Below are 9,553 nucleotides of genomic sequence, written 5' to 3'. Positions count from 1 at the left end.
GCGCCGCCGCGTGGGGGGCGGGCGGGGCGGTTAACACCCGACAACTTTTCCCCCGGGGGGGGGGGGCGGGGGGGGGCCCCCCCCCCCCCAACCCCCCCCCACTCTTCGCTTTTGAAACCCCTCTTGGAGCACGCATGGACGCCATCTCCGTCATCAGGACCAAGCGCGACAGCGGAGAACTGAGCGACGCTCAGATCGACTGGGTCATCGACGCCTACACCCGCGGCGAGGTCGCCGACGAGCAGATGTCCGCCCTGGCCATGGCGATCCTGCTGAACGGCATGAAGTCGCACGAGATCAGCCGCTGGACCGACGCCATGATCCGCTCCGGCGTCCGGATGGACTTCTCCTCGCTGCCGCTGCCCACCAGCGACAAGCACTCCACCGGCGGCGTCGGCGACAAGATCACCCTCCCGCTCGCCCCGCTCGTCGCCGCCTGCGGCGCCGCCGTCCCGCAGCTCTCCGGCCGCGGCCTCGGCCACACCGGCGGCACCCTCGACAAGCTGGAGTCCATCCCCGGCTGGCGCGCCCTGCTCTCCAACGAGGAGATGCTCGACGTCCTGCGCTCCACCGGCGCGGTCATCTGCGCCGCCGGCGACGGCCTCGCGCCCGCCGACAAGAAGCTCTACGCGCTGCGCGACGTCACCGGCACCGTCGAAGCCATCCCGCTGATCGCCTCCTCGATCATGTCCAAGAAGATCGCCGAAGGCACCGGCGCCCTGGTCCTGGACGTCAAGGTCGGCTCCGGCGCCTTCATGAAGAACCTCGACAACGCCCGCGAACTCGCCCGCACCATGGTCGGCCTGGGCACCAACGCCGGCGTGAACACCGTCGCCCTGCTCACCGACATGTCCACCCCGCTCGGCCTCACCGCCGGCAACGCGCTGGAGGTCCGCGAGTCGATCGAGGTGCTGGCCGGCGGCGGCCCCGCCGACGTCGTCGAGCTCACCCTCGCCCTCGCCCGCGAGATGCTCGCCGCGGCCGGCGTGCACGGCAAGGACCCGGCCGACGCGCTGCGCGACGGCTCCGCGATGGACCACTGGCGCCGCATGATCGCCGCCCAGGGCGGCGACGTCGACGCCCCCCTCCCGGTCGCCCGCGAGCAGCACGTCATCCCGGCGCCCGCCTCCGGCGTCCTCACCGGGCTCGACGCCTACGCCGTCGGCGTCTGCGCCTGGCGCCTCGGCGCCGGCCGCGCCCGCAAGGAGGACCCGGTCCAGGCCGGCGCCGGCGTCGAGATGCACGCCAAGCCCGGCGACACCGTCGTGGCCGGCCAGCCCCTGCTGACCCTGCACACCGACACCCCCGAGCGCTACGACTACGCCATCGAGGCACTGACGGGCGGCATCGAGGTCTCCCCGGCCGGCACGGCCTTCACCCCGAACCCGATCGTCCTCGACCGCATCGCGTGACCGCGTGATTACCCCATGTGCGGCAGCGTGCCCTACGCTGCCGCACATGGGAGTTGACCGCTTCACGGTCGAGATCGAACCGGAGGGGGGTGGCGATGAACCACCTCCAGTGGAAGACCCGCCGCACGCGTGAGCTGCTGGGCGAGCAGGTGCAGGAGAGCCCGGAGATGGCCGCAGAGCGGCTGGAGTTTCGTTACTCCTGGGCGTTCGGGCAGGCGCTCTACGACCGCCGCACTGCTCTCGGCCTGTCGCAGACGGACGTGGCCCGTCGCGCCAACATGACCGAAGACGAGATCGAGTGCATCGAGGGAGCCGGCACCGTGCCCACCCTGCCGCTGTTGGAAAAGCTGGCGGTGGCTCTGGAAGCCGAGTTGGACATCCACGTGGTGCCCGGCGCTGATACGAAGCTTCGCTTTCACGCGCCGGCTGCATGAGGGGCCGACGAGGAGCCCGTACCCGGTTTGCCGGGTGCGGGCTCCTTCCGTGTGTTCAGGCCCGGTCGGCCGGTGTCCTGCGGGTGCGGGTTCAGGCGTAAGTCCGCAGGACGCTGGTGTCGAGCGTCCAGGGGCCGACGGTGATCTTGTCGCCGAAGGCGAAGTCCTTGCGGTGGGTGTAGCCGGGCTCGTCGTGGACGATGCCGGTGCCCTTGCGGGGATCGACCAGGAGATAGAGCGGAATGCCCATCGCCGCGTAGTCGTGGACCTTGTCGCGGTAGTCGCTCTCGGGGTTGGACGTGGAGACGATTTCCACGACGAGAAGGATCTCGTGGGGAAGGAAGGCCGGGTCGTCGTCGTCCAGCGCCGCGTCGGGGAACACCATCAGGTCGGGATTCCGAAGCCGACCGAGGCCGACGTCCTCCAGGTCCGCGCCACCGTGGGCGATGTAGCCGGGGTGGGTCTGCGGTAGCTGGGCATTGAGCTGTTGAGCGATCCGCAGTACCGCGAGTTCGTGCCGTTTGACCGGCGACAGCATCAGGACGACCGCTCCGTCGGCGATCTCGACCTTCCCCAGCCCCGGCAGCCGGGGAAGCTGATCGGCGATCTCCCGCAATCGGGCGTACGCCGCCGGATCAACGCTCATGCCCGGAGTGTATCGGCGGTGGTCGTCAGGGGCGGTTGAAGACGTCGTGGGTGCCGATCCGGCGCCAGACGATGTGCGGGTCCCCGCCCTGGATGGGGAGGCCGTAGTGGAAGGTGGCCCGGCCGCCGGGGGCCCAGGTCAGCTCCCAGATGTCCGGGTGGCCCTGCATCTTCTTCACGCGCAGGCCGCGTCGGAAGCCCTGACCGGCCCGCAGGTCGGTGACGAACTGGGCGACGGCGACGAGGAATGCGGCCTTCTGCGCGGGAGTCAGGCCCTTCCAGTCACGGAGGAAGTGGGCCGGCGACTCATGCGTCGGCACGGCGCTTGATCTCCTCCAGGTCCAGGCCGCCCTCGTCGGCGAGGGACTGCAGGAAGGCGTCGCCGTCCTGGAAGACCTCGCCGCGGTCGCCCTCGGCGATCGCCTCGTCGACCTCCTGCTCCTTCTCCTGCCAGCCGGCGCCCCAGAACCACGCCTGGTCGTCGGGGATCACGGAGGCGGGGGTCAGCACGATGCGGCCGTCCTCGATGGCGACCACCAGTTGGTCGCCCTCCTGGAGGTCCAGTTGCTCCCTTATCTCCTGCGGGATGGTGACCACGCCCTTCTTCCGCACGGGCGTGGACACCAGGTGGGGACGACGGCGGCGCTTGAGGTCTGCCATGGGGAAGTCTACCTGGCAGAAAGTCTGCCCAGTCGGTCCTTTGCCGGGCCGCGTGGGCCTGGCGGGTGGCGTAGAGGGTGACGGCGGCGGCGAGGGTCATGGCGGTGAGGCCGACGGTGGCGGCGCCGGGCCAGCCGGTGGCGTGGTAGGCGTCGGCGCCCAGGGTGCCGCCGAGGCTGTTGCCGAGGTAGTAGGCGATCAGGTAGAGCGCGGAGGCCTGGGCGCGGCCCTCGGTGGCGGTGCGGCCGACCGCTGAGGAGGCGGTGGCGTGGCCGGCGAAGAAGCCGGCGGTGATCAGGACCAGGCCGAGCAGGGCGCAGACCAGGGACTCGGTGAGGGAGAGCAGCAGCCCGGCGGCGGTCACGCCGATGGAGACGTAGAGCGCGCCGCGGCGGCCGAGTCGGCCGGCGAGGCGGCCGGCCGCGGCGGAGGTGCCGGTGCCGACCAGGTAGACGACGAAGATCGAGGCCGCGACGGACTCGGGCAGGTGGAACGGCGCCGAGATCAGCCGGTAGCCGACGGTGTTGTAGACCGCGCCGAACACGGCCATGAACAGCAGTCCGAGCGCGTACAGCCGCACCAGCAGCGGGTTGCGCAGGTGCCGGCCGACGGTGCGGGCCAGGGCGCGGGCGTCCACCGGGGCCGGGGTGAAGTGCCGGGCGGCGGGGATCAGCAGCCGGAAGGCGAGGGCGGCGAGCAGGGCGAGGGCGGCGGAGGCGGCGAGGCCCCAGCGCCAGCCGAAGGCTGCGGCGGTCCAGCCGGAGAGCAGTCGGCCGCCCATGCCGCCGATGCTGTTGCCGGCCACGTACAGGCCCATCGCGGAGGCCAGGGCGCTGGGGTGGACCTCCTCGGCGAGGTAGGCCATGGCGGTGGCGGGCAGCCCGGCGAGCGCGGCGCCCTGGAGGACGCGCAGCACGACGAGGGTGGTGAGGTCGGGCGCGAACGGCAGGGCGAGGGCGAGGGTGGCGGCGGCGAGGGTGGAGGCCGTCATCACGGCGGTGCGGCCGTACCGGTCGGACAGGGCGCTGGCGGGGAGCAGGGCGAGCGCGAGTCCGAGGGTGGCGGCGGAGGCCGTCCAGCTGGCCTGGCCGGGGGTGAGGTCGAGGTCGGCCGAGAGGATCGGCAGCAGGCCCTGGGTGGAGTAGAGCAGGACGAAGGTCGCGACTCCGGCGGCGAACAGGGCGAGGTTGGCGCGGCGGAAGGCGCGTTGGCCGGGGCGGTGGCGGTCGTCGTGCGAGGCGTCGGGGGCGGGGGCATCCGGGGTGGTCACGGATGCCCTGGTATCGGCGGGCTGCATGTCGTCGACGGTAGGCGCGCTGTGGTTGATGCGTCCAATGCATGAACGGTGGATGATCGATGCGTTGTCGTATGAGTCGAGGTGGTGGCGGGATGGCCGGGGCGGACCGGGTGGACGTGACGGACGGCACGGAGCCGCGGTACCGGGTGGCGGAGTTGGGGCCGGACGAGCCGGCGGTGCTGCTGGCGCCCCGGCTGGCCCAGTTCGCGGCGGTGGCCCGGCTGGAGCACGTGACGCGGGCGGCCGCGCTGCTCGGGGTGCCGCAGCCGACGCTGTCGCGGGCGGTGGCCCGGCTGGAGGAGGAGCTGGGTGTGGACCTGCTGGCCCGTCAGGGCCGGACGGTCCGGCTGACCAGGGCCGGCCGGCTGCTGCTGGCCTCGGTGGAGCGGGCGCTGGCGGAGGTCGAGCGGGGGGCGGAGGCGGCCCGGGCGGAGGCCGATCCGGCGGCCGGGCGGGTGGCGTTCGGCTTTCTGCACACGATGGGGACGGACGCGGTGCCGGCGTTGCTGCGCGGGTTCCGGGCGGGGCATCCGCAGGTCCGGTTCCAGCTGGTGCAGGACTACGTCGGGGCGATGCTGGAGCGGTTGCGGGCGGGGGAGTTGGACCTCTGCCTGGTCGCGCCGCTGCCGGACGATCCGGCTTTCACGGCCCGCCCGCTGGACGAGCAGCGGCTGCACCTGGTCGTCCCGGCGGACCACCGGCTGGCGGGCCGGCGGCGGATCCGGCTGGCGGAGGTGGCCGAGGAGCCGTTCGTCGGGCTGGAGGAGGGGTACGGGCTGCGCGCGATCACGGACGGCTTCTGCGCGCAGGCCGGGTTCGTGCCGCGGCTGGCCTTCGAGGGGGAGGAGGCGGAGACGCTGCGCGGGCTGGTCGCGGCCGGGCTGGGGGTGGCGCTGCTGCCGCCGGCGCTGGTGCCGCGGCCGGGGGTGGTGGAGCTGGAGGTGACGGCGCCGCGTACCCGGCGGGCGATCGGACTGGCCTGGGCGGCGGGGCGGCCGCTGACCCCGCCGGTGGCGGCGTTCCGGGACTTCGTGCTGTCCCGGCGGGGCCGGTTGCTGCAGCACGATTGAGCCGCAACTGGGCCGAATGTGCCGGGGATGGCCCGGACGGTGGAATTCCCGGTGGACTTTCGCCGAACCGGCCGTGTTAACAGTGGTGGGTCTACGCGCGTAGGGGCTATATTTCCGCAATGGAGAAGCAGATCCCTGTCACCGCCGCGGGCGCCGGCCCGCGCATCCCCACCCCCGACCAGATCCGCCGCGCGCCGAAGGTGCTGCTGCACGACCACCTCGACGGCGGGCTGCGCCCGGAGACGGTCGTCGAGCTGGCCGCCGCGGTCGGCTACGAGGGCCTTCCGACCACCGACGCCAAGGAGCTCGGCGAGTGGTTCCGCGAGGCCGCCGACTCCGGCTCGCTGGTCCGCTACCTGGAGACCTTCGCGCACACCTGCGCCGTGATGCAGACCCGCGAGGCCCTGATCAAGGTCGCCGCCGACTGCGCCGAGGACCTGGCCGCCGACGGCGTCGTGTACGCCGAGGTCCGCTACGCCCCCGAGCAGCACCTGGAGGCCGGCCTGTCCCTGGACGAGGTCGTCCAGGCCGTGAACGAGGGCTTCCGCCTCGGCGAGGCCAACGCCCGCGCGGCCGGCCACCGGATCCGGGTCGGCACCCTGCTGACCGCGATGCGGCACGCCGCCCGCTCCACCGAGATCGCCGAACTGGCCAACCGCCACCGGGACCAGGGCGTCGTCGGCTTCGACATCGCCGGCGCCGAGGCGGGCCACCCGCCCACCCGCCACCAGGCCGCCTTCGACTACCTCAAGGGCGAGAACAACCACTTCACCATCCACGCGGGCGAGGCCTTCGGCCTGCCGTCGATCTGGGAGGCCCTGCAGTGCTGCGGCGCCGACCGGCTCGGCCACGGCGTGCGGATCGTCGACGACATCACGGTGGCCGAGGACGGCAGCGTCGAGCTCGGCCGGCTGGCCGCGTACGTGCGCGACAAGCGCATCCCGCTGGAGATGTGCCCGACCTCCAACCTCCAGACCGCGGCGGCCACTTCGTACGCCGAGCACCCGATCGGGCTGCTCAGCCGGCTGAAGTTCCGGGTCACCGTGAACACCGACAACCGGCTGATGAGCGGCACCAGCATGAGCCGCGAGTTCGGGCACCTGGTGGAGGCCTTCGGCTACACGCTGGGGGACATGGAGTGGTTCACGGTGAACGCGATGAAGTCCGCGTTCCTGCCGTTCGACGAGCGGCTGGCGATGATCAACGACGTGATCAAGCCGGGGTACGCCGAACTGAAGGCGGAGTGGCTGTTCAGCTCGGGCACCGGCGACAGCTGAGCAGCCCGGCCCGTTCGAATGGTCGGGTGAACGCCCAGGTCCCGAAAGGGAGTTGGCGTTCATCCGACTACTCACTCGGGTGAGTGAACGCCCTTTGGTCCTCGCGCGGCCCACTCACTACGGTGTGCCCGTCCATGCTGACAGGCCGTGGCGGCGGTAGCCCGTCCGCCCCGTCCCGATGTCGGCCACCGACGACGACCCAAGGGACGAACCATGAAGCAGGCTCTCAAGGCCGCCGGCACCGCGGCGCTCGGCATCGCCATCGCGGCGGTGGGCGCCGGTACCGCCGCCGCCGCCCCCGCGCCCGGCGGCCTCGGGCTGCCCACCGGCGCGGTCACGAACCCCGCGGTGACCGGCGCGGTCACCGACACCGCCGCCAAGCTGCCCGGCGGCGACAAGGTCACCGGCACGCTCGGCACCCTCACCCCGGCCGCCGGCCAGGCGGCGCCCGCCCCGGCCGCCGAGGCCGGTGCCGCCACGCGTGGCGCCATCCCGACCATCCCCGGCATCGACAAGACCCCCATCGGCGGGCTGACCCACACCCTGCCGCTGCCGGGCCTGGCCGGCTGACCTGGCCGTCGGCACGACGACGGGCCGTCCGCCCCGGTGATCCCGGGAGCGGGCGGCCCGCCGTCGTACCGGCCCCGGCGCGACGGCGCCGGGCGTACGGTTCCCGGGCTTACGGCTCCTGGGGGAGCAGCACCCAGAGGGCCAGGTAGACCAGGCACTGGAGCCCGGGCAGGATGATCGAGATCAGGAAGATCAGTCGCACGGTCCACGGCGTCACGCCGTAGCGCTCGGCGAGCCCGGCGCAGACGCCGGCGATGACGCGGTTGTGACGGGGACGGGCGAGACGGGCGCTCATGGGTCAACTCCGTGTCGTGGCACCCGATCCGGCCGATCCGGCGGGCTTAATTTCCACTCTCCGCCACCGCGCTCCCGGAAACGTCCACCTGGCAGTCGATTCGCCACCCCGCCGACTCGCCGGTGAGGCGTAGCCGGGTGTCGGGGTCCGTCTCAGGGTCGCCCGGAGGCGGACGCCCCAGGTGGCGCCCGCGCGGCGGCGGGAAAGCCCGTTGCGGTCCGGCGGCGGTCCGGTCTAGCCTCTCCGGCAACACGTCGAGGGAGACGAGTACCTCCGGGCCCCGTGGGCCGAGAGAGCCGCCGGCAGCTGTGAAGGCGGCCCTGCGTCCCGGAGCGAAGACACTCCCGAGTGCGGGGAGGAAATGCCCCGCCGGCCGGCCCCCGTCAACGGGCCGCAATGAGGCCGCCGCCCGTGCGGGCGGCGGCGAAAGTGCGGTGGCACCGCGAGTTGCCCTTCTCGCCCGCACTCCGAAGGGATCACCACGACGCCCCTGGAGGGCCGCGATGATCCACCCGACGACCCGTGTCCTGGCCGCCGAACTACCCGGCCACGTCGGCGAATCCGTAGAGATCAGTGGCTGGCTGCACCGCCGCCGCGCACTCAAGTCCGTCACCTTCCTGGTGATCCGGGACCGCTCCGGACTGGCCCAGGTGGTCGCCACCGGCGCGGGCCCCGACCTGCCGGAGGAGACCGTCCTGCGGATCCGCGGCACCGTCACCGCCAACCCGCAGGCGCCGGCCGGCGTCGAGCTGACCTCGCCCACCGTCGAGGTCCTGTCCAGCCTCGCCGAGGCGCCCCCGGTCAGCCTGTTCCGGCCGACCGTCGAGGCCGCCCTCCCGGTGATCCTCGACGGTGCCCCCGTCACCCTCCGCCACCCGCGCCTGTCCGCCCTGCACCGGATCACCGCGGCCTCGGTGGGCGGGTTCCGGGCCACCCTCGACGGCCTGGGCTTCACCGAGATCCAGACCCCGAAGGTGGTCTCCTCGGCCACCGAGTCCGGGGCGAACGTCTTCGCGCTGGACTGGTTCGGCCGCCCCGCCTACCTCGCGCAGTCGCCGCAGTTCTTCAAGCAGGCGATGGTCGGGGTGTTCGAGCGGGTCTACGAGACCGGGCCGGTGTTCCGGGCCGAACCGCACGACACCGCGCGGCACTTGGCGCAGTACACCAGCCTCGACGCGGAACTCGGCTTCATCGCCGACCACCGCGAGGTGATGGCCGTGCTGCGCGAGGTGGTCGCCGGGATGGTCGCCTCGGTGGCCGAGCGGGCCGGCGCCGCCGTCGACCTGCTGGAGGTGAAGCTGCCCGAGGTCCCGGCGGAGATCCCGCAGCTCCACTTCGCCGAGGCGATGCGGCTGTTGGGCGTCGACGAGCCGGACCTCGCCCCGGTGCACGAGCGGTGGCTCAGCGAGTGGGCGCTGCGCGAGCACGGCAGCGAGTTCCTGTTCGTGGTCGGCTACCCGATGCGCAAGCGGCCCTTCTACACCCACCCGGAACCGGGCCGCCCGGAGTACTCCAACAGCTTCGACCTGCTCTTCCGCGGGCTCGAACTGGTCACCGGAGGCCAGCGGCTGCACCGGCACGAGGACTACCTGGCCGCGCTGGCGGCCCGGGGCGAGCCGGTCCAGCCGTACGAGGGCTACTTGCGCTCCTTCGCGCACGGGATGCCGCCGCACGGCGGGTTCGCGCTCGGGCTGGAGCGCTGGACGGCGCGGCTCACCGGCACCGACAACATCCGCCGGACCACGCTCTTCCCGCGCGACCTGCACCGCCTGACGCCCTGACATCTGACCCCGGCGGGGGGGGGGGCGCGGGGGGGCCGGTCCCCCCCCCCCCCCCGCGGGGGCAGAACCGGGGGGGGAAGGGGCCGCGCCGGCGGGCCCGCCGCGCGCCCCC

At 73.1% G+C, this 9,553-nt stretch carries 10 protein-coding genes and 1 pseudogene; 6 read left to right on the top strand and 5 right to left on the bottom strand.

All coding sequences use genetic code 11. The features are described 5' to 3' along the window. The first annotated feature begins 134 nt into the window (after positions 1-134). Both ACFV6I_RS33525 and ACFV6I_RS33520 read left to right on the top strand, forming a co-directional pair. A complete protein-coding gene (locus ACFV6I_RS33525) occupies positions 135-1,412 on the top strand; it encodes a thymidine phosphorylase (RefSeq protein WP_380429447.1) in 1,278 nt (425 codons plus the stop codon). A 95-nt stretch (positions 1,413-1,507) separates the two neighbouring features. Beyond that, positions 1,508-1,846, top strand: coding sequence for a helix-turn-helix domain-containing protein (locus ACFV6I_RS33520; protein WP_380429444.1), 339 nt, complete (start codon positions 1,508-1,510; stop codon positions 1,844-1,846). 91 nt (positions 1,847-1,937) lie between these two features. Here ACFV6I_RS33520 and ACFV6I_RS33515 read toward each other — a convergent pair whose 3' ends face one another. From ACFV6I_RS33515 to ACFV6I_RS33500, 4 genes and pseudogenes are all read right to left on the bottom strand, one after another. Then, positions 1,938-2,492, bottom strand: a complete 555-nt coding sequence (locus ACFV6I_RS33515) for a Uma2 family endonuclease (RefSeq protein WP_380429442.1) — start codon at positions 2,490-2,492, stop codon at positions 1,938-1,940. 25 nt (positions 2,493-2,517) lie between these two features. After that, on the bottom strand, positions 2,518-2,811 hold the full coding sequence (locus ACFV6I_RS33510; RefSeq protein ID WP_063349056.1) for a hypothetical protein: 294 nt from the start codon (positions 2,809-2,811) through the stop codon (positions 2,518-2,520). Further along, positions 2,798-3,151, bottom strand: a complete 354-nt coding sequence (locus ACFV6I_RS33505; RefSeq protein WP_079135829.1) for an AbrB/MazE/SpoVT family DNA-binding domain-containing protein — start codon at positions 3,149-3,151, stop codon at positions 2,798-2,800. The genes ACFV6I_RS33510 and ACFV6I_RS33505 overlap by 14 nt, the downstream gene beginning before the upstream one ends. A 40-nt stretch (positions 3,152-3,191) precedes the next feature. Next, positions 3,192-4,448, bottom strand: a pseudogene (locus tag ACFV6I_RS33500) (MFS transporter); the annotation flags it as partial. Positions 4,449-4,540: 92 nt separating this feature from the next. On the opposite strand from ACFV6I_RS33500, the gene ACFV6I_RS33495 reads away from it, so the two are divergent. From ACFV6I_RS33495 to ACFV6I_RS33485, 3 genes are all read left to right on the top strand, one after another. Continuing rightward, positions 4,541-5,518, top strand: coding sequence for a LysR family transcriptional regulator (locus ACFV6I_RS33495; protein ID WP_079135830.1), 978 nt, complete (start codon positions 4,541-4,543; stop codon positions 5,516-5,518). A gap of 119 nt (positions 5,519-5,637) precedes the next feature. Beyond that, positions 5,638-6,795, top strand: coding sequence for an adenosine deaminase (locus ACFV6I_RS33490; RefSeq protein WP_063349058.1), 1,158 nt, complete (start codon positions 5,638-5,640; stop codon positions 6,793-6,795). Between the two features lie 213 nt (positions 6,796-7,008). Next, entirely contained in the window at positions 7,009-7,365 is a 357-nt protein-coding gene (locus ACFV6I_RS33485; protein ID WP_063349059.1) for a hypothetical protein, read from the top strand. Between the two features lie 109 nt (positions 7,366-7,474). Here the strand turns inward: ACFV6I_RS33485 and ACFV6I_RS33480 are convergent, their stop codons facing one another. After that, complete coding sequence (locus tag ACFV6I_RS33480) at positions 7,475-7,660, bottom strand: PspC domain-containing protein (RefSeq protein WP_063349060.1); 186 nt, start codon at positions 7,658-7,660, stop codon at positions 7,475-7,477. A gap of 503 nt (positions 7,661-8,163) precedes the next feature. Here ACFV6I_RS33480 and aspS point away from each other — a divergent pair. After that, a complete protein-coding gene (aspS, locus tag ACFV6I_RS33475; protein ID WP_380429438.1) occupies positions 8,164-9,441 on the top strand; it encodes an aspartate--tRNA(Asn) ligase in 1,278 nt (425 codons plus the stop codon). Positions 9,442-9,553 lie beyond the last annotated feature (112 nt).

This window comes from Kitasatospora sp. NPDC059803 (genome assembly GCF_042732255.1).
Classification (GTDB): domain Bacteria; phylum Actinomycetota; class Actinomycetes; order Streptomycetales; family Streptomycetaceae; genus Kitasatospora.
Note: the sequence above shows the minus strand (reverse complement) of the source record. Positions and strands in the feature narration are given on the sequence as shown.